The 20118-nt window shown below is 63.8% G+C and carries 18 protein-coding genes and 1 pseudogene; 12 read left to right on the top strand and 7 right to left on the bottom strand.

Annotation, left to right across the window (positions count from 1 at the left end; translation table 11 throughout):
* Positions 1–11: 11 nt before the first annotated feature.
* Entirely contained in the window at positions 12–1406 is a 1395-nt protein-coding gene (locus J3489_RS09990) for an RsmB/NOP family class I SAM-dependent RNA methyltransferase (protein ID WP_374193443.1), read from the bottom strand.
* Positions 1367–2020, bottom strand: coding sequence for a phosphoribosylglycinamide formyltransferase (gene purN / locus J3489_RS09985; protein WP_206997552.1), 654 nt, complete (start codon positions 2018–2020; stop codon positions 1367–1369). Before purN ends, J3489_RS09990 begins: the two co-directional genes overlap by 40 nt.
* Positions 2021–2134: 114 nt before the next feature.
* Here purN and J3489_RS09980 point away from each other — a divergent pair, with 114 nt between their 5' ends.
* The 6 genes from J3489_RS09980 (at position 2135) to dut (ending at position 9425) form a co-directional block, all read left to right on the top strand.
* Entirely contained in the window at positions 2135–3139 is a 1005-nt protein-coding gene (locus J3489_RS09980; protein WP_206997551.1) for a bifunctional riboflavin kinase/FAD synthetase, read from the top strand.
* A gap of 180 nt (positions 3140–3319) precedes the next feature.
* Complete coding sequence (gene ileS, locus J3489_RS09975; protein WP_206997594.1) at positions 3320–6157, top strand: isoleucine--tRNA ligase; 2838 nt, start codon at positions 3320–3322, stop codon at positions 6155–6157.
* Positions 6157–6657, top strand: a complete 501-nt coding sequence (gene lspA, locus J3489_RS09970) for a signal peptidase II (RefSeq protein WP_206997550.1) — start codon at positions 6157–6159, stop codon at positions 6655–6657. The genes ileS and lspA overlap by 1 nt, the downstream gene beginning before the upstream one ends.
* Before the next feature lie 27 nt (positions 6658–6684).
* Positions 6685–7899 carry a bifunctional phosphopantothenoylcysteine decarboxylase/phosphopantothenate--cysteine ligase CoaBC gene (gene coaBC / locus J3489_RS09965; protein ID WP_206997549.1) on the top strand — a complete coding sequence of 405 codons (1215 nt, stop codon included), beginning with the start codon at positions 6685–6687 and terminating at the stop codon, positions 7897–7899.
* 41 nt (positions 7900–7940) lie between these two features.
* On the top strand, positions 7941–8957 hold the full coding sequence (locus J3489_RS09960; RefSeq protein ID WP_206997548.1) for an LLM class flavin-dependent oxidoreductase: 1017 nt from the start codon (positions 7941–7943) through the stop codon (positions 8955–8957).
* Between the two features lie 21 nt (positions 8958–8978).
* Positions 8979–9425, top strand: a complete 447-nt coding sequence (gene dut / locus J3489_RS09955) for a dUTP diphosphatase (RefSeq protein ID WP_206997547.1) — start codon at positions 8979–8981, stop codon at positions 9423–9425.
* A gap of 98 nt (positions 9426–9523) precedes the next feature.
* On the opposite strand, the gene clpA is transcribed toward dut, so the two are convergent.
* Entirely contained in the window at positions 9524–11821 is a 2298-nt protein-coding gene (gene clpA / locus J3489_RS09950) for an ATP-dependent Clp protease ATP-binding subunit ClpA (protein WP_206997546.1), read from the bottom strand.
* Complete coding sequence (gene clpS, locus J3489_RS09945) at positions 11818–12132, bottom strand: ATP-dependent Clp protease adapter ClpS (protein WP_137331330.1); 315 nt, start codon at positions 12130–12132, stop codon at positions 11818–11820. The genes clpA and clpS overlap by 4 nt, the downstream gene beginning before the upstream one ends.
* A 543-nt stretch (positions 12133–12675) precedes the next feature.
* Here clpS and cspD point away from each other — a divergent pair.
* A complete protein-coding gene (cspD, locus tag J3489_RS09940) occupies positions 12676–12882 on the top strand; it encodes a cold shock domain-containing protein CspD (protein WP_017776809.1) in 207 nt (68 codons plus the stop codon).
* A 110-nt stretch (positions 12883–12992) separates the two neighbouring features.
* Here cspD and J3489_RS09935 read toward each other — a convergent pair.
* Both J3489_RS09935 and J3489_RS09930 read right to left on the bottom strand, forming a co-directional pair.
* Positions 12993–13268, bottom strand: a pseudogene (locus tag J3489_RS09935) (multicopper oxidase domain-containing protein); the annotation flags it as partial.
* Positions 13220–13495, bottom strand: a complete 276-nt coding sequence (locus J3489_RS09930; protein WP_445267838.1) for a multicopper oxidase domain-containing protein — start codon at positions 13493–13495, stop codon at positions 13220–13222. The pseudogene J3489_RS09935 and the gene J3489_RS09930, both read right to left, overlap by 49 nt.
* Before the next feature lie 385 nt (positions 13496–13880).
* On the opposite strand from J3489_RS09930, the gene J3489_RS09925 reads away from it, so the two are divergent.
* Positions 13881–14111: a hypothetical protein gene (locus J3489_RS09925; protein ID WP_206997543.1), complete on the top strand. Its 231-nt coding sequence runs from the start codon at positions 13881–13883 to the stop codon at positions 14109–14111.
* Positions 14112–14215: 104 nt separating this feature from the next.
* Here the strand turns inward: J3489_RS09925 and icd are convergent, their stop codons facing one another.
* Complete coding sequence (gene icd, locus J3489_RS09920) at positions 14216–15475, bottom strand: NADP-dependent isocitrate dehydrogenase (protein WP_206997542.1); 1260 nt, start codon at positions 15473–15475, stop codon at positions 14216–14218.
* Positions 15476–15851: 376 nt separating this feature from the next.
* Here icd and J3489_RS09915 point away from each other — a divergent pair, with 376 nt between their 5' ends.
* The 4 genes from J3489_RS09915 to fusA all read left to right on the top strand — a co-directional run bounded on the left by J3489_RS09915 (position 15852) and on the right by fusA (position 20099).
* A complete protein-coding gene (locus J3489_RS09915) occupies positions 15852–16421 on the top strand; it encodes a pseudouridine synthase (RefSeq protein WP_206997541.1) in 570 nt (189 codons plus the stop codon).
* Between the two features lie 414 nt (positions 16422–16835).
* Positions 16836–17039: a hypothetical protein gene (locus J3489_RS09910; RefSeq protein WP_206997540.1), complete on the top strand. Its 204-nt coding sequence runs from the start codon at positions 16836–16838 to the stop codon at positions 17037–17039.
* A 151-nt stretch (positions 17040–17190) separates the two neighbouring features.
* Positions 17191–17688 (top strand): DUF192 domain-containing protein, encoded by a 498-nt coding sequence (locus J3489_RS09905; RefSeq protein ID WP_206997539.1) that lies wholly within the window; start codon positions 17191–17193, stop codon positions 17686–17688.
* Between the two features lie 299 nt (positions 17689–17987).
* A complete protein-coding gene (gene fusA, locus J3489_RS09900) occupies positions 17988–20099 on the top strand; it encodes an elongation factor G (protein ID WP_206997538.1) in 2112 nt (703 codons plus the stop codon).
* Positions 20100–20118 lie beyond the last annotated feature (19 nt).

Raw genomic sequence — 20118 nt, 5'->3', positions numbered from 1 at the left:
CTCGACGCGCCTCAACCGCGCCGTTCGAGCACCGCGGCAAAGAAGCCGTCGGTCGCATGGCGATGCGGCCACAGCGACAGGTAATCGCCCATTTCCAGCTCGATGCGCTGCTCCGCGAGCACCGTGCCCGCCGGCACGAGCACGAACTCCGGATGCTCGGCGAGGAACTGCGCGACGATCGCTTCGTTTTCCGCTTCGAGCACGCTGCACGTCGCGTAGACGAGACGGCCGCCCTTCTTGACGAGCCGCGCGGCGCTCGCCAGGATCGACGCCTGCTTGGGCGCGAGCTCGGCGACCGATTCGGGCGTCTGGCGCCATTTCAGGTCGGGATTGCGGCGCAGCGTGCCGAGGCCGCTGCACGGCGCGTCGACGAGCACGCGGTCGATCTTGCCCGCGAGGCGCTTGATCTTCGCGTCGTGCTCGCTGTCGATCAGCACCGGGTTCACGTTCGACAAGCCGCTTCGCGCGAGACGCGGCTTGAGCTTCGCGAGCCGGCGATCGGACACGTCGAACGCGTACAAACGCCCGGTCGAGCGCATCATCGCGCCGAGGGCGAGCGTCTTGCCGCCCGCGCCCGCGCAGAAGTCGACGATCATCTCGCCGCGCTTGGGCGCAACCAGCGAACACAGCAGTTGGCTGCCCTCGTCCTGCACTTCGATCCAGCCGTCTTCGAACGCCTGCAGCTTCGTGAGCGCAGGCTTGCCGGCGACGCGCACGCCCGCCGGCGCGAACGGCATGGCACCCGCGTCGATGCCGGCCGCTTTCAGCGCGTCGAGAACCTGGTCGCGGGTCGCCTTGATCGGATTCGCGCGCAGATCGAGCGGCGCCGGGTAGTTCAACGCGGCGGCGAGCTGAGCGAGCTCGTCGGCTTCGAAGCGCTTGGAAAGCGCCTCGACGATCCACTCGGGCAGGTTCGTGCGCACGCGCAAGGGCAGGCTCTGCGGATCGATCTTCGACACGTGTTCGAGCCACGCGAGTTCGTCAGGAGAAACGAACGGCTTGAGCGCCGACAGCCCCATCGTCTGCATCAGGCCGAGCAGCGCGAGACGCCGCGCCGGGCTGCCGCTGCCGCTTTCGGCCAGATGCGCGAACTCCATGCGCCGGCGCAGCACGGCGAACACCGCTTCGGCGATGACGCCGCGCTCGTTGTGGCCGAGCTTCGGATGCGCGCGGAAAAAGCGGCTCGTCGTGGCGTCGGCGGGGCCGGCGAACTTCAGGACCTCCGCCAGGAGCGACTCGGTTTGTCCGATCAGGAAGCCGTGCACGCGCGGGCCACGGGCCGCCGATGCGCGGTCCGCTCCGCCATTGTGCGGACGGTTTTGAGCGTTTTGCCCCTTCCTGCTGGGCCCTTTTCCTTCCTTCCCCTTCATGTTGTTTCCCCGGCGAGTTGGTCGGAAAAGAGCCATTGCGGTTCAGGCGGCGTGAGCGTCACGCGCAAGCCGTCGAGCGCGAGCCGCCCCTCGACGAACCAGCGGACCGCGCGCGGATAGATCACGTGTTCGCAAACCAGCACGCGCGCGGCGAGCGCCGCGGCATCGTCGCCGTCGACGAGCGGCACCGCCGCCTGCACGACGATCGGCCCGTGATCGAGCTGCGACGTGACGAAGTGCACGGTCGCGCCGTGCAGCCGCACGCCCGCGTCGAGCGCCTGCCGATGCGTATGAAGGCCGGGAAAGCTCGGCAGCAGCGACGGATGCACGTTCAGCATCCGCCCGGCGTAGCGGTCGACGAAACCCGGCGTCAACACACGCATGAAACCCGCCAGCACGACGAGGTCGGCCTCGTAGCTGTCGATGGCGGCGGCGAGCGCGGCGTCGAAGCGCTCACGGTCCGGATAAGCGCGATGATCGACCACTTGCGCGGCAATACTGTGCGACGCCGCGAACGCGAGACCCGCAGCGTCGGGACGGTTGGCAATCACGGCGGCGACTTGCGCCGGCCAGCCTTCGTGCGCGCAGGCGCGCACGATCGCTTCCATGTTGCTGCCTCGCCCGGAAATCAGGATGACGATTTTTTTCATCCGCGGATTTTATCATTCGGGAAGCGCCAACCCGGCGGCGAGAGCCGCCATGTGCCCCGAACGTTTATAATCTTCTGCTTTGCGGCACTCGGCCGCCCCACCCCATCCGCTATCGTGAGAGTCTTCCGCGGTCTTCCCAATGCCGAAAGCCGGGCGCCCTGCGCGCTGACGATCGGCAACTTCGACGGTGTCCACCGCGGCCACCAGGCGCTGCTCGCGCACGTGCGCGCGGCGGCGGACGCGCGCGGCCTGCCCGTCTGCGTGATGACCTTCGAGCCGCACCCGCGGGAATTCTTCAATCCGGGCGGCGCTCCGCCGCGCATCGCGATGCTGCGCGACAAGCTCGAAGCGCTGCGGATAAACGGCGTCGACCGCGTCGTCGTCGAGCATTTCAATCACACGTTCGCAAGCCAGACGCCCGATGCGTTCGTCGAGCGGATCATCGTCAACGGGCTGCACGCGCGCTGGGTGATGATCGGCGACGATTTCCGCTACGGCGCGAAGCGCGCGGGCGATTTCGCGTCGCTGAAGGCCGCCGGCGAGCAATACGGCTTCGACGTCGAGCAGATGGCGACCGTCGCCGACCCGTCCGGCGTGCGCATTTCCAGCTCCGGCGTGCGTGTGGCGCTCGTCGCGGGCGACCTCGACACGGCACGCTCGGCGCTCGGCCGCGACTATGTGATCAGCGGGCACGTCGTGCACGGCTTGAAGCTCGGCCGCGACCTCGGCTTTCCCACGCTGAACCTGCCGATCGCGCACAAGCGGCCGGCGCTCTCGGGCATTTTCATCGTGCGCGTGCACGGCATCGGTCCCGAACCGCTGCCGGGCGTCGCGAGCCTCGGCCTGCGGCCGACCGTCGACGATTCCGGCCGCGTGCTGCTCGAAGTGCACTTGCTCGACTGGCACGGCGACGCTTATGGCAAACTCGTGCGCGTCGAATTCCTGAAGAAGCTGCGCGACGAGGAGAAGTTCGTCGACCTCGAAACGCTGACGGCGGCGATCGCCCGCGATGTCGCCAACGCGCGCGAGTATTTCGCGGCGCTCGGCGGCTCCGGCGGCGCCGCGCCCGGCAGCCGCGCGACGGGCTTTTCCACGTCGGCTACCGATCGAATTAGGTAGCCGGGCGGTGCGCGCCGGCGCCAAAGCCGGCTCCCGCACCGCCGGAGAAACGCAGCAAGCACAGTACACGGCGTCGCGTCGGAAGCTCGGGAGACACCCGCGGCAATGTCCGACGCCAAAGACGCCGCGCCCAACACGACGCCCGCAGCCGGGCATCCCCCGTTTTCCAGCGATCTCACCATGAGCAACAAGAAAGCCGATTCGAAACCCCAGGCCAAGTATCCGGTCAACCTGCTCGACACGCCGTTCCCGATGCGTGGCGATCTGCCCAAGCGCGAGCCGCAATGGGTGAAGGAGTGGCAGGAGAACCAGGTCTACGAGAAGATCCGCGCCGCGAGCCGCGGCCGCAAGAAGTTCATCCTGCACGACGGTCCGCCGTATGCGAACGGCGACATCCACCTCGGCCACGCGGTGAACAAGATCCTGAAGGACATGGTCGTCAAGTCGCGCAACATGGCCGGCTTCGACGCCGCCTACGTGCCAGGCTGGGACTGCCATGGCATGCCGATCGAGATCCAGATCGAAAAGCAGTTCGGCAAATCGCTGCCGGCCGCCGAAGTGATGCAAAAGGCGCGCGCCTACGCGACCGAGCAGATCGAGAAGCAGAAGGCCGGTTTCCGCCGGCTCGGCGTGCTCGGCGACTGGGACAACCCGTACAAGACGATGAACTTCGCGAACGAAGCCGGTGAGATCCGCGCGCTCGCGAAGATCCTCGAGAAGGGCTACGTGTTCCGCGGCCTGAAACCGGTGAACTGGTGCTTCGATTGCGGCTCGGCGCTTGCGGAAGCCGAGGTCGAGTACAAGGACAAGACCGATCCGACGATCGACGTCATGTTCCCGCTCGCCGAACCGGAAAAGACCGCTCAGGCGTTCGGCCTGAACGCTCTGCCGCGCAACGAAGGCGGCATCGTGATCTGGACCACGACGCCGTGGACCATCCCGGCGAACCAGGCGCTCAACGTGAATCCGGAGATCGTCTACGCGCTCGTCGACACGCCGCGCGGCTTGCTGATCCTCGCGCAGGAGCGCGTCGAGGCGTGCCTCAAGCAATACAAGCTCGAAGGCCGCATCGTCGCGACCGCGCCCGGCGCCAAGCTCGTGAACCTGCGGTTCCATCACCCGCTCGCCTCCGCGCACCCCGACTACAAGCGCACGGCGCCGGTGTACCTCGGCGAATACGTGACGACCGAGTCCGGCACGGGCATCGTCCACTCGTCGCCGGCCTACGGCGTGGAAGACTTCGAGTCGTGCAAATCGCACGGCATGGCAGACTCCGACATCATCAACCCGGTGATGGGCGACGGCCGCTATATCGAGTCGCTCGCGCTCTTCGGCGGCTTGTCGATCTGGTCGGCAAATCCGAAGATCGTCGAAGCGCTCGGCTCGGCCGGCGTGCTCCTCTTCACCGAGAAGTACACGCACAGCTACATGCACTGCTGGCGCCACAAGACGCCGATCGTCTACCGCGCGACGTCGCAATGGTTCGCCGGTATGGATATCCAGCCGAAAGACGGCGGCAAGACGCTGCGCGAAACGGCGCTCGCCGCGGTCGACGCGACCGCGTTCTACCCGTCGTGGGGCAAGCAGCGCCTCCACAGCATGATCGCGAACCGTCCGGACTGGACGCTCTCGCGCCAGCGCCAATGGGGCGTGCCGATGGCGTTCTTCGTCCACAAGGAAACGGGCGAGCTGCATGCGCGCACGCTGGAGCTGCTCGAAGCGGTGGCCAAGCGCGTCGAGGAAGCCGGCATCGAGGCATGGCAGACGCTCGATCCGCGCGAGCTGATCGGCGACGACGCCAACATGTACGAAAAGAACCGCGACACGCTCGACGTCTGGTTCGATTCGGGCACGACGCACTGGCACGTGCTGCGCGGCTCGCACAAAGATCAGCTGCAATTCCCGGCCGATCTGTACCTGGAAGGCTCTGACCAGCACCGCGGCTGGTTCCATTCGTCGCTCTTGACGGCGTCGATGCTCGACGGCCGCGCGCCCTACGAGGCGCTCCTCACGCACGGCTTCACCGTCGACGGCGAAGGCCGCAAGATGAGCAAGTCGCTCGGCAACGGCGTCGATCCGCACGAAGTCGCGAACCGGCTCGGCGCGGAAATCATCCGGCTGTGGATTGCATCGACCGACTACTCGGGCGAACTCGCGATCTCCGAGGAAATCCTGAAGCGTGTGACGGAAAGCTACCGGCGTATCCGCAACACGCTGCGCTTCCTGCTCGCGAATCTGTCCGACTTCGACATCGAGAAGAACGCGCGCCCGATCAGCGAATGGCTCGAAATCGACCGCTACGCCGTCGCGCTCGCCGCGACGCTGCAGCAGGACGTGCTCGGGCACTACGAGAAGTACGAATTTCACCCGGTCGTCGCGAAGCTGCAGACGTTCTGCTCCGAAGACCTCGGCGGCTTCTATCTCGACGTGCTGAAGGACCGCCTCTACACGAGCGCGCCGGATTCCGCCGCGCGCCGCTCGGCGCAGACCGCGCTCTATCACATCGCGCAGGGTCTCCTGCGGATGATGGCGCCGTTCCTGTCGTTCACCGCCGAGGAGGCGTGGAAGGTGTTCCAGCCGGGCCGCGACACGATCTTCACCGAAACGTATTACGCGTTCCCCGAAGTGCCGGGCGCAGCGGCGCTGCTCGACAAGTGGTCGCTCCTGCGCGAAGTGCGCGGCAACGTGACGAAGGCGCTCGAAGAGGCGCGCGTCGCCAACCGGATCGGTTCGTCGCTGCAGGCCGAAGTCCAGATCCGCGCGAGCGGTGTGCGCTGCGATGCGCTCGCAAGCCTCGCCGACGACCTGAAGTTCATGCTGATCACGTCGGCGGCGACCGTCGTCGAGGTTGCAGCGGAAGGCGACGAAGGGGTCGAAGTCGTCACTTCGAAGTACCTCAAGTGCGAGCGCTGCTGGCACTACCGCGAAGACGTCGGCGCCGACGCCGAGCACCCGACCCTCTGCGGCCGCTGCGTCGCCAATCTGTTCGGCAGCGGCGAGACCCGGAGCGCGGCATAATGGCAAAGACCGTGTCGAAGCAAGCAAGCGGAACTCTCGCGCCGTGGCTGGGCATCGCGCTGATCGTGATCCTGTTCGATCAGTTGTCGAAGATCGCGGTGTCGAAGGTGTTTGCCTACGCCGTGCCGTACGCGATTACGCCGTTCTTCAACTTCTTTCTCGTGTTCAATCGCGGCGCGGCGTTCAGCTTTCTCGCGGCAGCGGGCGGCTGGCAGCGCTGGGCGTTCACGCTGCTCGGCGTCGTGGCCGCGGTCGTGATCTGCTACTTGATGAAGCGCCACGGCAGCCAGCGGCTCTTCTGCACGTCGCTCGCGCTGATCATGGGCGGCGCGCTCGGCAACGTGATCGACCGGCTCGTGTACGGCCACGTGATCGACTTCCTCGATTTCCACGTCGGCGGCTGGCACTGGCCCGCGTTCAATCTCGCCGACAGCGCGATCACGATCGGCGCGATCTTGCTCGTGCTCGATGAATTGAGGCGCGTGCGCGGCGCGCGCTAAAGGCGCCTTCGCTTTCGGAGACCATCGTTGGCAACCGCAGAACTCGCAGGAAAAAACCTCGTGCTGGGCCTGACGGGCGGCATCGCCTGCTACAAGATCGCCGAGCTGACGCGGCTCTTGACCAAAGCCGGCGCGACCGTGCAAGTCGCGATGACCGAGGCGGCCACGCAATTCATCACGCCCGTCACGATGCAGGCGCTCTCTGGGCGCCCCGTCTACACGAGCCAGTGGGATGCGCGCATCGACAACAACATGCCGCACATCGACTTGTCGCGTGAGGCCGACGCGATCGTGATCGCGCCCGCGTCGACCGATTTCCTCGCGAAGCTCGCGCACGGCATGGCCGACGACCTGCTCTCGACGCTGTGCATCGCCCGCGATTGTCCACTGCTCGTCGTGCCGGCGATGAACCGCCAGATGTGGATGAACCCGGCGACGCAGCGCAACGTCGCGCAATTGCGCGCAGACGGCGTGCTGGTGCTCGGCCCGGATTCCGGCTCGCAGGCCTGCGGCGAGGTCGGCGACGGCCGCATGATCGAGCCGGAAGCGGCCTATGAAGCCATCGTGTCGTTTTTTCAGCCGAAGATGCTGTCCGGGCGGCGCGTCCTGATCACGGCTGGCCCGACTTTCGAGCCGCTCGACCCCGTGCGCGGCATCACGAACCTTTCGAGCGGCAAGATGGGTTTTGCGCTCGCGCGCGCGGCGCAGCAGGCCGGCGCGGACGTGCATCTGGTCGCCGGCCCGGTCACGCTCGATACGCCCTGGGGCGTGTTCCGCGAAGACGTCCAGACAGCGCAACAGATGCACGACGCCGTCATGCAGGCGGTGGCGGACTGCGACATTTTCATCGCGGTCGCCGCCGTCGCGGATTGGCGCGCAAATCACGTCAGCGAACATAAAATCAAGAAGACGGCCGACCGCAAGCTGCCGAGCTTCGCGTTCGTCGAGAATCCGGACATTCTCGCGGCGGTCGCAAAGTTGCCGCATCCGCCGTTTTGCGTCGGCTTCGCCGCCGAAAGCGGCAACCTCGACGCGAATGGCGAAGAAAAGCGCGTCCGCAAGAACGTGCCCCTTCTGATCGGCAATCTCGGCCCGCAGACGTTCGGCCGCGACGATAATGAAGTGGCGCTATTCGAAGCCGGCGGCGTGACGCGCTTGCCGCGCGCGGACAAAACGACGCTCGCGCAGACGCTGATCGGCGAGATCGCCCGTCGGCTGCCGGATATGAGCCTGATTTCGTAATCGGGGATTGGACTAGCGCATTCACTCGGAGCGGTACTGTCATGACGCTACTTTCCGTGCTCGATCAAACGCCCGTGATCGACGGGCACTCAGTGGCCGACGCGATTGCCGCCACCCTCGAGCTCGCGCAGCTCGCCGACGATCTCGGCTACACGCGCTACTGGTGCGCCGAGCACCACGGCCTGCGCGCGGTCTCGAATCCCTGCCCCGAAGTGATGCTGGCCCGCCTCGGCAGCCTCACCAAACGCATCCGCATCGGCTCGGGCGGCGTCATGCTGCCCTACTACAGCCCGTTCAAGGTCGCCGAACAGTTCCTGATGCTCGAAGCGCTGTTCCCGAACCGCATCGATCTAGGCGTCGGACGCGCACCCGGCGGCGACATGCGCACCGCGCAAGCCGTCGCGGCCGGCCAGTACAACCGCGGCGAAATATTCGCGGAGCAAGTCGCCGATCTCGTCGCGCTGATGAGCGACAAGCTGCCGCTCGACCATCTCGCACAGGGCGTCCTGCTGCAACCGCAAATCACGACGCGTCCGCAGCTGTGGATGCTGGGCTCGAGCGATTTCGGCGGGATGCTGGCGGCGCGGCTCGGCATGCGGTTTGCGTTCGCGCACTTCATCAACGCGCACTTCGGACACCGCGTCGGCGAGGCGTATCGCGATCGCTTCACGCCGGGCCACGAAGAGGAGCCCTACCTTGCCGCGTCCGTCTTCGTGATTTGCGCGGATACGGAACAGGAAGCGGCAGACCTCGAAAAAGCCGTCGACCTGCGCCGCGTGCAAATGGCGTACGGCCTCAACGCACCGATTCCGTCGATCGAACAAGGCCGCTTGCAGGAATTCGGCGAGCGCGACCAGCTCGTGATCGATCGCGAGAAGCCGCGCAGCATCATCGGAACGCCGGAATCGGTGACGGCGCGCCTCACCGAAGTGAAAGACCAATTCGACGCCGACGAACTCATCATCCTGACCGTAGCCGGCAGCTATCGCGCCCGGTTGCGCTCGTATGAACTTCTCGCTCAAGCTTTCGAGCTCGGGCGCAACACCCCAACCGCTTGACCCTCATTGAACGAATCCTGCATGAAACTCGACCTGAAGATCCTCGATGCGCGCATGCGCGACCAGCTCCCCGCCTACGCGACGTCCGGCAGCGCCGGCCTCGATCTGCGCGCCTGCCTCGACGAACCGCTGACGCTGCAGCCCGGCGAAACGGCATTGGTGCCGACAGGTCTCGCGATCCACGTCGGCGACCCGGGCTACGCCGCGATGATCCTGCCGCGCTCGGGTCTCGGGCACAAGCACGGCATCGTGCTCGGCAACCTGGTCGGGCTGATCGATTCGGACTATCAAGGCCAATTGATGATTTCGACGTGGAACCGCGGGCAAACCACGTTCACGCTAAATCCGATGGAGCGCCTCGCGCAGCTCGTCATCGTGCCGGTGGTGCAGGCGCGCTTCAACGTCGTGGACGAGTTCGAGCAGAGCGACCGCGGCGCCGGCGGGTTCGGGAGCACGGGCAAGCATTGATGCCGCGACCGGGCTGTCGCCTGGTCGAACCGGCGGCTTGAAAAACAAAACGGCGCGGGGAAACCGCGCCGTTTTGCCTGAAGTACCGATGAACCGCGCTACTCGACCTCGACCGTTTCCGGACTAGGATTGCGCGGCGCGGCGTTTTCGTCGAACGTGAGCTGCACCTTGTCGTCCTCGTCGACATCGACCGTCACGCGGCCGCCGTTCATCAGCTTGCCGAACAGCAACTCGTCGGCCAGCGCGCGACGGATGGTGTCCTGAATCAGGCGCTGCATCGGACGCGCGCCCATCAGCGGATCGAAGCCATGCTTCGCGAGGTGCTTGCGCAACGCATCGGTGAAGAGCGCGTCGACTTTCTTCTCGTGCAGCTGATCCTCGAGCTGCATGAGGAACTTGTCGACCACGCGCATGATGATTTCTTCATCGAGCGAGCGGAAGCTGATCGTCGCGTCGAGCCGGTTGCGGAACTCGGGCGTGAACATCCGCTTGATATCGACCATTTCGTCGCCGGTTTCGCGGCGCGCCGTAAAACCGATCGTCCCTTTCTGCATCGACTCGGCGCCCGCGTTCGTCGTCATGATGATGATGACGTTGCGGAAATCCGCCTTGCGGCCGTTGTTGTCGGTCAGCGTGCCGTGGTCCATCACTTGCAGGAGCACGTTGAAAATGTCCGGGTGCGCCTTCTCGATTTCGTCGAGCAACAGCACGCAGTGCGGCTTCTTCGTGACGGCCTCGGTCAAGAGACCGCCCTGATCGAACCCAACATATCCCGGCGGCGCGCCGATCAGGCGGCTCACCGCGTGACGCTCCATGTATTCCGACATATCGAAGCGAATCAGCTCGATGCCGAGGGTAAACGCGAGCTGCCGCGCCACTTCGGTCTTGCCGACGCCCGTCGGGCCGGAGAACAGGAACGCGCCGATCGGCTTGTCGGTCTTGCCGAGACCCGCGCGCGCCATCTTGATCGAGGCGGCCAGGGCGTCGATCGCCGGGTCTTGCCCGAACACGACGCTCTTCAGATCGCGATCGAGCGTCTGGAGCTTGCTGCGGTCGTCCTGCGACACGCTCTGCGCCGGCACGCGCGCGATCTTCGAAATGATCTCCTCGATCTCGCTCTTGCCGATTGTCTTCTTCTGCTTCGACTTCGGCAGGATGCGCTGAGCGGCGCCGGCTTCATCGATCACGTCGATCGCCTTGTCCGGCAGATGACGATCCGTAATGAAGCGCGCCGACAATTCAGCCGCCGCCGACAGCGCCCCCGACGAATACTTCACGCCGTGGTGCTCTTCGAAGCGCGACTTGAGGCCGCGCAGGATCGCCACCGTCTGCTCGACGGTCGGCTCAGTCACGTCGATCTTCTGGAAGCGCCGCGAAAGCGCCGCGTCCTTTTCGAAGATGCCGCGATACTCGGTGAAGGTGGTCGCGCCGATGCACTTGAGCGTGCCCGACGACAGCGCCGGCTTGAGCAGATTCGACGCATCGAGCGTGCCGCCCGACGCGGCGCCCGCGCCGATCAGCGTATGAATTTCGTCGATGAACAGAATTGCGTGCGGACGCTCTTTCAATTCTTTCAGCACCGTCTTGAGGCGCTGCTCGAAATCGCCGCGGTATTTGGTGCCGGCGAGCAACGCGCCCATGTCGAGCGAATAAACCTGTGCGTCCGCGAGAATATCAGGCACTTCGCCGCGCGTGATGCGCCAGGCCAGGCCCTCGGCGATCGCCGTCTTGCCGACGCCCGCCTCGCCAACCAGCAGCGGATTGTTCTTGCGGCGGCGGCACAGCACCTGCACGACGCGCTCGACTTCCAGCTCGCGCCCGATCAGAGGATCGATGCGGCCGTCCTTCGCCATCTGGTTCAGGTTCTGCGTGAACTGCGCGAGCGGCGTTTCTTTCTGCGCGGCGGCCTCGTCGGCCTCGGCGTTCGCGTCGCTCGCCTTGGCGGCGTCGCTGCCGCTCGTCTTCGCAATGCCGTGCGAAATAAAGTTGACGACGTCGAGGCGCGTCACGCCCTGCTGCTGCAGATAGTAGACCGCGTGCGAATCCTTCTCGCCGAAGATCGCGACCAGCACGTTCGCGCCCGTCACTTCCTTCTTGCCGTTCGACGTCGATTGCACGTGCATGATCGCGCGCTGGATCACTCGCTGAAAGCCGAGTGTCGGCTGCGTGTCGACATCGTCAGTGCCGGGAACAGTGGGCGTGTTGTCGTGGATGAAATTGCGCAGGTTCTGGCGCAGATCCTCGATGTTGGCCGCGCACGCGCGCAACACCTCTGCTGCCGTCGGATTGTCCAACAAGGCCAGTAAAAGATGTTCGACCGTTATGAACTCGTGCCGCGCCTGGCGTGCTTCCATAAACGCCATGTGCAAGCTCACTTCCAGTTCCTGGGCAATCATGCTTCCTCCATCACGCACTGCAGCGGATGCCCTGCCTGCCGTGCGTGGGTAACTACCTGCTCGACTTTGGTCGACGCGATATCTCGCGTGTAGACCCCACAAACTCCTCGCCCCTCGCGATGGACCTTCAGCATGATCTGCGTCGCGGTCTCGCGGTCTTTATTGAAATATTCCTGCACGATCATCACGACAAATTCCATTGGCGTGAAATCGTCGTTCAACAGCACCACCTTATACATGGAAGGCGGTTTCAGCTTCTTTTCCTGCCGCTCCAGTACGGTGCTGTCCTGCTTGTCCGGAATAATCGCCATACACCCATTCTAAACAACTCGGACAGGCCCGCAATCCTGTCAAAACCCGACCGGCTAGCCGGTGGCCCAATTGCTGCCGCCCGACGGTTCCCCCATCGCGCACGCTCGCTTCTCGCGGCCGATCGCGGAGCCGGCCTTCGACATCGCCGAGGTTCGCTACCGCGCCTGCGGAGAGTCGATTCGAGTATCGCACATCGCGTGCCGACAGGCTGAAAGCCTGCCCCGGTGCGGCCCGTGACCCTATGTGCGTCGATTATGCGTCTTTTCAAGATCCGGCGCTTGCGCCAGCGCACACATGAAAAGCGGGATAAACCCTAGAAATGCGCTTCATACAACGCCCCACACAACGTCTCAAAATTCACTTGACACTCGAATAAAGAGATCCAACAATCAAGCTGGCACTTTTTTTCAGCTGGCCGCAGCAGGTGCGTAGGTACGAAAAAATGCCGAGGTGAGCTAGTGAGGAGGGGGCGGCTGCATTCCGCGGCCGCTGAGCTTTTCGAGCGTGCTCGTGGTAGGACATGAGTTACAGGGGAAGTTGGTATGGCAACTGGTACGGTCAAATGGTTCAATGACGCGAAAGGCTTCGGATTCATCACGCCCGACGAAGGCGGCGAGGATCTGTTTGCACACTTCTCGGCCATCCAGATGAACGGATTCAAGACGCTCAAGGAAGGTCAGAAGGTCAGCTTCGAAGTCGTGCAAGGACCGAAAGGCAAACAGGCATCGAACATCCAGGCAGCTGCCTGATAACGTTCGATTCGCTGTGCTTTGGAAACCCGGCCTCGTGCCGGGTTTCTTTTTGATATCTCAAAGCCCGGTCATTTCCTCCCACGCTGAAAAAGCGCGCTGACTTTGTTTCAGATCACTTTCAGTGCGCCCATCATGCCGAGCACCTCGTGCTCGATGATGTGGCAATGAAACATGCGTTCACCGCTCATCGATTGCATCGTCGCGATCTGCATCGTCTGCCCCGGTTTCACGTTCACCACGTCGCGCCACGCGCGAAACGGCTCGGCGGTCGTCACGCCATCCGACTCGCGCTCCACCACCTGAAACTGCGTACCGTGCAAGTGGAACGGATGATTCATGTCGGTGCGATTCTCGATCGACCAGAGCTCGACCTCGCCGCGGCGGACGCCACCGGGTTCGACGGATTGCCGTCCTGATCGGGCGGCACCGGCATGCCGTGCCAGTGGATCGTCGAGGGTTGCGGCAAGCCGTTTATGAAGGTGATTTCTACCGTGTCGCCTTCGCGCACGTCGATCATCGGATCGACCATCGGGCCGGCGATCGCGCTGCCGGATGCAGCAGACGGGTCGTCTCCGTATAGCCAAAACGACGTCGTCGTGCCCGGTAACAATTCAAGCGAACGCAGCTTCGCGACGAGCGTCGCGCGGAAGACGCAGCGGCCACGCCAAGCGTGCGGGCCAGAAATTCTCTGCGAACCATCGAGGGTTCCTCATTGCAAGCGAAGCGCGTGCGGGACGCGTCGCGATGCGCGTCGATCCGCAACGGTTGTGTCATTAAATAAACCGAAAATCAAGCCGGCAATTGCTAAGCAGTACAAGCTAAACAATATTTCCGAGATATGGCCAAACATAAGGCGAAGTCTCAAAATCCGGCCGAATCGAGATTGACACTTGCCGTCACCGGCGCTTCGGCATTATCAATTCTTGCAGCCTGCGGGGCGGCGGGGCAGCAGCGGCGCCGCCAATACATCGAGCCGGTCCGCGACGCCCACGCAGATGACGGGAACCGTCGCGGCGGGCAATGCCGTCTCCGACGCGAACGTCACGGTGATCGGCGTGAACGGCGAAGACGTGACCGTCGTGCAGGAAACCAGCGGCGGCACGTGGGACATCGTCGGCAGTCGGGAGCAGTACAACGTCACGATCTATTTGGTCCCGCGCAACGCGACTGGCAACAGCACGCTCGCGCTGACGAGCCAGGAGCAGACGTTCCGCGGCAAACGCTGAACACTCGGGCCGACAGCTGAAGCGCTAACTCGGGTCGACAAAAAAACCCCGGCGAGCCTGAACTCGACCGGGGTTTTCGCTTCAGCCCGTGAAGGCCTGAACGCTTACTGCATGTTTTCGATCATCACCTGACCGAAGCCCGAGCACGACACTTGCGTAGCGCCTTCCATCAGCCGCGCAAAATCGTACGTGACGCGCTTTTGCAGAATCGACTTTTCCATCGACGAGATGATGACGTCGGCCGCTTCGGTCCAGCCGAGGTGGCGCAACATCATTTCCGCCGAGAGAATTTCCGAGCCCGGGTTCACGTAGTCCTTGCCGGCGTACTTCGGCGCCGTGCCGTGCGTCGCTTCGAACATCGCGACCGAATCCGACATGTTCGCGCCCGGCGCGATGCCGATACCGCCGACTTGCGCGGCCAGGGCGTCGGAAACGTAGTCGCCGTTCAGGTTCAGCGTCGCGATCACGTCGTACTCGGCCGGACGCAGCAGGATCTGCTGGAGGAACGCATCGGCGATCACATCCTTGATGACGATATCGTTGCCCGTCTTCGGATTCTTGAACTTCATCCACGGGCCGCCGTCCACCAGCTCCGCACCGAATTCCTTCGCCGCGAGCGCATAGCCGTAGTCACGGAAGGCGCCTTCCGTGAACTTCATGATGTTGCCCTTGTGAACGAGCGTGACCGAGCGGCGGTCGTGATCGATCGCATACTGGATCGCCTTGCGCACGAGACGCTCGGTGCCCTCGCGCGACACCGGCTTTACGCCGAGGCCCGACGATTCCGGGAAGCGGATCTTCTTCACGCCCATTTCTTCCCGCAGGAACTTGATGACCTTCTTGGCCTGCTCGGACTCGGCTGCCCATTCGATGCCGGCGTAGATGTCTTCCGAGTTCTCGCGGAAGATCACCATGTTGGTCTTTTCCGGCTCGCGCACCGGCGACGGCACGCCCTTGAAGTACTGCACCGGACGCAGGCAAACATACAGATCCAGCTCCTGGCGTAGCGCGACGTTCAGCGAGCGGATGCCGCCGCCGACCGGCGTCGTGAGCGGCCCCTTGATCGACACGACGTATTCCTTCAGCACTTGCAGCGTTTCTTCGGGCAGCCACACGTCCGGGCCGTACACCTTGGTCGCCTTTTCGCCCGCGTAGATTTCCATCCAGTGGATCTTCCGCTTGCCGCCGTAGGCTTTTTCGACCGCGGCGTCGACCACCTTGATCATCACCGGCGTGATGTCGAAGCCCGTACCGTCGCCTTCGATGTACGGAATGATCGGCTGATCGGAAACGTTGAGCGAAAAGTCCGCGTTGACGGTGATCTTGTCACCGCCGGTCGGGAGCTTGATGTGCTGATACGGCATGATCGACTCCAGTGTTGGCTGAGCTGGTATAGGAGGAAGCAGAGTGGGGACTGCAAAACCGGGCGCTATCGCACTGCAAGCAACGCCGGACGCCCATGAGCGGCCAGACCGCTATTCTAGCCCACGCGCGTGCTGCGGGCTGTGCAGGGAGAACAGCCGGGCGCCGCGCGCGGGAGAACACGAGAAGCACGGCTCCCGTGTAGTCTTATATAAGACATAAGACTTGGCGTCTCGTATTATGCATTAACATTCCGCCATTTGCCATCCATGCCGCCTGAGCCCGGCAGGCGTTCCGAAGCGCGCCGGCGGTGCGCCGGAGCCCTTCGGCAGGTAAGCCGGACAAGCGGGGCCGTGCTCAAGTTAGCGGAAATTCCTTATGCGCCTGATCGCTCTCAACAAACCTTTCGGCACGATTTGCCAGTTCTCGGCGCACGACACGCGCGCGTCTCTCGCGGACTGGGTCAAGGTGCCGGGCGTCTATCCGGCGGGACGGCTCGACGCCGACAGCGAGGGCCTCCTGCTCCTGACCGACGACGGCGCATTGCAGGCGCGCATCGCCGAGCCGCGTCACAAACTTGTCAAACGCTATTGGGCGCAAGTGGAAGGCGCGCCCGACGAAGCGGCGTTAAAGGCGCTCGCGCGCGGCGTCGATCTCGGCGACTACGTGACGCGCCCCTGTCGCGCCGAGTTCGTCGAGCCACCCGAGACATTTTGGCCGCGCACGCCGCCGATCCGCTATCGCGCGGCGATCCCGACGGCGTGGATCGAGCTTGCGATCACCGAGGGCAAGAATCGTCAAGTGCGGCGAATGACCGCAGCGGTCGGCTTTCCGACCCTGCGGCTCGTGCGCGTCGGCATCGGCGCGCTCGATATCTTGGCGATCGGCCTTGAGCCTGGTCAAACTGCAACGTTGCCGCCGCGGGCGCCGTGGGACGGCATCGCCTGACGTTCCACGGATGTTTCACGCGCCGGACGCCACGCCTGATTCCCCCTATAACCCGTTGTACGGAAAAGTCTTTTTTCGCCGCACGGCCTTCTCTAAATGGTTGCAAGCGCATCTATTGCCGTGGGTTGAGGGCCTAGCGCCATGCCGAATATCAATTCGTAAAAATTCTCGTCAACCGACTCGCAAACCCACGCGTTATTCGACGCAGATGCCGCCCGAAGCTATCCGGCATTAGCCTCAAGGTCGTTTGTCATGGCCGTTACAGCGGTGTGAACAGGCGGTCCGACAGCTCGCAGACGCGTCAGCAAATTTGTTTGATGCGGCTGTCAACCGAAAGGTGGATGGCACGTTTACCGACTTGACTCACAATGACCGGGTCATTTGGTTAATTAACTAAAGCTGAGGATTTACAAAATGAACAAACTGATCGCCGCTCTGGTCGCTGGCCTCTTCGCAACGGCTGCTTTCGCACAAAGCGCGTCGGCTCCGGCTGCTGCTTCGGCTGCTGCTCCGATGGCTGCTTCGGGCTCGATGGCCAAGAAGGAACACAAGGCAATGCACAAGAAGGCGCACAAGAAGGCAGCTAAGGCAGAAGCCGCATCGGCCGCTTCGGAGTAAGTTTGTCGTAACAACGCAGTCAAGAACTAGCAGTCCTGCCGTTCTTTACGGCGTTGAAAGGCAGATGGCCGCAAGGCGATCTGCCTTTTTCTTTTGGTTTGATGACCACTCGCGTAACATGCGCAGGGTCCAATCAGCAAGGAGTAGTGTCGTGCGATTTTCCCTGAGCTCGTTGACGGCGCACGTGGCGCTTGCCATCGCATTGCCGGTTGCTGCGTTGTCTCTCGCATCGACCGCCGCTTTCGCGCAGCAGATGCCCCCCGGCGCCAAGCAGCCGGGCGACTTTCCGCGCGTGAAGCTGTCGATAGGCATGTATGCGATCGATGCCGCCGTGGCCGCGAGCGACGCGGACCGCGAACAGGGCCTCATGTATCGCACGAAGCTCCAACCGAACGAAGGGATGCTGTTCGTGTTCAACGAGAACGCCGTGCACTGCTTCTGGATGAAGAACACGCTGATCCCGCTGTCGATCGCGTTCATACGTGCCGACGGCACGGTCACCGACATCGACGAAATGCAGGCCGAGACCACCAACAATCACTGCCCGACGAACAACGGCGTCTATGCGCTGGAAATGAGCAAGGGGTGGTTCGCCGCGAAGGGCATCAAGCCCGGGATGCAGATCCAAGGCTTGCCGCAGCCGCAATGAGGCTGCGCTTCACCGCTTACCCGTAAGCGCTTCTCCTGCGCCGCGCCCCGGCGCGGCCGCGGCCCTCCCCCGCCACCGCGCCAGCCGCCCTGTTTCCGCGCTGACACCCGCCCCACCGCCTCTTCGCCGGACTGGCAAGATTCCTGCAAAAGCGTTCGCCAAGCGCTATTCTTGTAGTCTGTCACCGCAAGCGCCGCTGATCGTCCGGCAAACCCGCACGACCCAGCGATGCTTCCAAGCGGTCCGCCAGCGCCGCCCGTCCGGTTCCTTCGGCGGCGCCCAACTCCAAGGAGGCTCACGTGCCCCGCAAGACCCCCATCGAGCGCTACCGGAACATCGGCATCAGCGCTCACATCGATGCCGGCAAGACCACCACCACCGAACGCATTCTGTTCTACACCGGCGTGAGCCATAAGATCGGAGAGGTTCACGACGGGGCGGCGACGATGGACTGGATGGAGCAGGAGCAAGAGCGCGGCATCACGATCACGTCCGCCGCCACCACGGCCTTCTGGAAGGGCATGGCCGGCAACTACCCCGAACATCGGATCAACATCATCGATACCCCGGGGCACGTCGACTTCACGATCGAAGTCGAGCGCTCGATGCGCGTGCTCGACGGCGCGTGCATGGTGTACGACTCCGTCGGCGGCGTGCAGCCGCAATCGGAAACGGTCTGGCGCCAGGCGAACAAGTACAAGGTGCCGCGCATCGCGTTCGTCAACAAGATGGACCGCGTCGGCGCCGACTTCTTCCGCGTGCAGCGTCAGATCGGCGAGCGCCTGAAGGGCGTCGCGGTGCCGATCCAGATTCCGGTGGGCGCGGAAGAGCATTTCCAGGGCGTGATCGACCTCGTGAAGATGAAGGCGATCATCTGGGATGAGGAAAGCCAGGGCGTGAAGTTCGAGTACCAGGACATCCCGGACAACCTCAAGGCGACCGCCGAGGAATGGCGCGAGAAGATGGTCGAAGCCGCCGCCGAGGCGAGCGAGGAACTGCTCGAGAAGTACCTCGAAGACCACCACTCGCTGACCGAGCAAGACATCAAGACCGCGTTGCGCAAGCGCACGATCGCCAACGAGATCGTGCCGATGCTGTGCGGCAGCGCGTTCAAGAACAAGGGCGTGCAGGCGATGCTCGATGCGGTGATCGACTACCTGCCCTCGCCCGTCGACGTGCCCGCGATTCTCGGCCACGACGAGGACGATAAGGAAGCCGAGCGCCATCCGAGCGACGAAGAGCCGTTCTCGGCACTCGCGTTCAAGATCATGACGGACCCGTTCGTCGGCCAACTGATCTTCTTTCGCGTGTACTCGGGCGTCGTCAATTCGGGCGACACGGTCTACAACCCCGTGAAGTCGAAGAAGGAGCGCCTCGGGCGCATCCTGCAGATGCACGCGAACGAGCGCAAGGAAATCAAGGAGGTGTATGCGGGCGATATCGCCGCGGCGGTCGGCCTGAAAGAGGCCACGACCGGCGACACGCTATGCGACCCGAACCACATCATCATCCTCGAGAAGATGATCTTCCCCGAACCGGTGATCTCGCAGGCCGTCGAGCCGAAAACGAAAGCCGACCAGGAAAAGATGGGCATCGCGCTCAATCGCCTCGCGCAGGAAGATCCGTCGTTTCGCGTGCAGACCGATGAAGAATCCGGCCAGACGATCATCTCGGGTATGGGCGAGCTGCACCTCGAAATTCTCGTCGACCGCATGAAGCGCGAGTTCGGCGTCGAAGCGACGGTCGGCAAGCCGCAGGTCGCCTATCGCGAGACGATCCGCACCACCGCGGAAGACGTCGAAGGCAAGTTCGTCAAGCAGTCGGGCGGACGCGGCCAGTACGGTCACGTCGTCTTGAAGCTCGAACCGCAGAAGCCCGGCGGCGGCTACGAATTCGTCGACGCGATCAAGGGCGGCGTCGTGCCGCGCGAATTCATCCCCGCGGTCGACAAGGGCATCCAGGAAACGCTCAAGTCCGGCGTGCTCGCTGGCTATCCGGTCGTCGACGTGAAGGCGACGCTCACGTTCGGTTCGTACCACGACGTCGACTCGAACGAAAACGCGTTCCGGATGGCCGGTTCGATGGCGTTCAAGGAAGGCATGCGCCGCGCGAAGCCGGTGCTGCTCGAGCCGATGATGCATGTCGAAGTGGAGACGCCGGAAGACTTCATGGGCAACGTGATGGGCGACCTCTCGAGCCGGCGCGGCATCGTGCAGGGCATGGAGGACATCGCGGGCGGCGGCGGCAAGCTCGTGCGCGCCGAGGTGCCGCTTGCGGAGATGTTCGGCTACTCGACGTCGCTGCGCTCGCTCACGCAAGGGCGCGCCACCTACACGATGGAGTTCAAGCACTACGCGGAAACGCCGGGGAACGTGTCGGAGGCGATCATCAACTCGAAGGCGACAAGGTGAGCGCGGGCCGGGCATGCCC

Source organism: Trinickia mobilis, from assembly GCF_017315705.1.
In the GTDB taxonomy this organism is placed as follows: Bacteria; Pseudomonadota; Gammaproteobacteria; order Burkholderiales; family Burkholderiaceae; genus Trinickia_A; species Trinickia_A mobilis.
The sequence above is the reverse complement of the archived record's forward strand: the minus strand, read 5'-3'. Positions and strand labels throughout refer to the sequence as shown.

Bases quoted from the DNA above. Each gene is read 5' to 3' on its own strand.
- J3489_RS09925 (WP_206997543.1), top strand. From the start codon at position 13,881: ATGACGGGAACCGTCGCGGCGGGCAATGCCGTCTCCGACGCGAACGTC.
- lspA (WP_206997550.1), top strand. From the start codon at position 6,157: ATGGCAAAGACCGTGTCGAAGCAAGCAAGCGGAACTCTCGCGCCGTGG.
- purN (WP_206997552.1), bottom strand. From the start codon at position 2,020: ATGAAAAAAATCGTCATCCTGATTTCCGGGCGAGGCAGCAACATGGAA.
- J3489_RS09910 (WP_206997540.1), top strand. From the start codon at position 16,836: ATGAACAAACTGATCGCCGCTCTGGTCGCTGGCCTCTTCGCAACGGCT.
- clpA (WP_206997546.1), bottom strand. From the start codon at position 11,821: ATGATTGCCCAGGAACTGGAAGTGAGCTTGCACATGGCGTTTATGGAA.
- J3489_RS09915 (WP_206997541.1), top strand. From the start codon at position 15,852: ATGCGCCTGATCGCTCTCAACAAACCTTTCGGCACGATTTGCCAGTTC.
- J3489_RS09960 (WP_206997548.1), top strand. From the start codon at position 7,941: ATGACGCTACTTTCCGTGCTCGATCAAACGCCCGTGATCGACGGGCAC.
- ileS (WP_206997594.1), top strand. From the start codon at position 3,320: ATGAGCAACAAGAAAGCCGATTCGAAACCCCAGGCCAAGTATCCGGTC.
- icd (WP_206997542.1), bottom strand. From the start codon at position 15,475: ATGCCGTATCAGCACATCAAGCTCCCGACCGGCGGTGACAAGATCACC.
- clpS (WP_137331330.1), bottom strand. From the start codon at position 12,132: ATGGCGATTATTCCGGACAAGCAGGACAGCACCGTACTGGAGCGGCAG.
- cspD (WP_017776809.1), top strand. From the start codon at position 12,676: ATGGCAACTGGTACGGTCAAATGGTTCAATGACGCGAAAGGCTTCGGA.
- dut (WP_206997547.1), top strand. From the start codon at position 8,979: ATGAAACTCGACCTGAAGATCCTCGATGCGCGCATGCGCGACCAGCTC.
- J3489_RS09990 (WP_374193443.1), bottom strand. From the start codon at position 1,406: ATGGCTCTTTTCCGACCAACTCGCCGGGGAAACAACATGAAGGGGAAG.